We start from the raw sequence: 1,286 nt of genomic DNA, 5'->3' as shown, positions 1-1,286 counted from the left end.
TGACCTTGCCCTCAAAAAACGTATCCGTTACTGAGAGTGTGTAAAACTTCAGTGACGGAGGATTGAGCAATGGGTAACCCGAGGGCGCGGTACACGCTGGAATTCAAGGTTGAGGCGGTTCGCATGGTGCGTAACGGCCAGAGCCAGGCGGCGGTGGCAAAGATTCTGGGCATCAGTACGCAGACGCTAAACAGCTGGCTCAAGGCTGACGAGGCTGGCAAGCTCGCTGGCGCAGGTAAACTGGTATCGGCCGAACAGATGGAAATTGCGCGACTCAGGGCAGAGAACGCGAACCTGCGCATGGAGCGCGACATCCTGGGAAAAGCGACGGCATACTTCGCGAAGAGGTCAGCGTGAAGTATGCCTGGATTGAGCGGCACAGCCGACAATGGCCGGTATCCGTGGCCTGTGAGGCGCTGGGTGTCAGCCCCAGTGGTTACCACAACCGCAAGGCCCGAGACGTTGATCCTGATCGGCCGCGCCGACGTATCAGCAACGATGCGTTGCTGGTCCACATCAAGGCCGTGCACGCCGAATCCAAAGGCGAGTACGGCTGGCCGCGCGTGTGGAAAAGGCTGCTTGCGCAAGGCATTCGCGTGAGCAAGGACCGGGTTCAACGGCTGATGAAGCTGCATGGCATCAAGGCGCGGACCAAACGCCGCTTCAAGGCCACGACAGACAGCAGGCACAACCTTCCGGTCGCACCGAACCTGCTGCAACGCGACTTCTCGCCGACGAAGCCCGATCAGGTCTGGACGACAGACATCACGTATCTGTGGACCGACGAGGGCTGGCTGTACCTGACGGTCATCCTGGACCTGTTTAGCCGCCAGGTCGTGGGCTGGTCGCTCAAGCCGCACATGCGCACGGAGCTGGTTTCTGACGCGTTGCGTATGGCGTGGTTCCGTCGCCGCCCCGAGACCGGTCTGATCGTGCACAGCGACCGTGGAAGCCAGTATTGCAGCGCCGAGTTTCAAGACCTGCTCAAGAGCTACGGCATGCAAAGCTCGATGAGTCGCCGGGCAAATTGTTGGGATAACGCACCGACTGAAAGCCTGTGGGGATCGCTGAAGCAGGCGCGCATCCACGGCAAACGCTTTGCGACGCGTCGCGAAGCGATGGACGAGGTAATCGACTGGTTGAGCTTCTACAATCATTCGCGCTTGCACTCGACGTTGAATTACGTCAGTCCGATGCAATTTGAACAAGACTGGCACGCCGCACAGCGAAAGGAAGCGGCATAATAAGTGCTCGGTTAGCGGATACGAAAATCGAGGGCAACGTCA

Annotated in this window: 1 protein-coding gene; it reads left to right on the top strand. The window is 59.1% G+C overall.

Translation table 11 applies throughout. From position 1 onward, the window contains the following. Window positions 1-69 precede the first annotated feature (69 nt). Window positions 70-1,244, top strand: a protein-coding gene (locus LJ655_RS30010; protein WP_230564773.1) for an IS3 family transposase whose coding sequence is annotated in 2 segments (ribosomal slippage) — window positions 70-319 and window positions 319-1,244 — 1,176 coding nt in all. Because the reading frame shifts where the segments join, the coding sequence is not laid out codon by codon here. Window positions 1,245-1,286 lie beyond the last annotated feature (42 nt).

This window comes from Paraburkholderia translucens, assembly GCF_020881035.1.
In the GTDB taxonomy this organism is placed as follows: Bacteria; Pseudomonadota; Gammaproteobacteria; order Burkholderiales; family Burkholderiaceae; genus Paraburkholderia; species Paraburkholderia translucens.
Note: the sequence above shows the minus strand (reverse complement) of the source record. Positions and strands in the feature narration are given on the sequence as shown.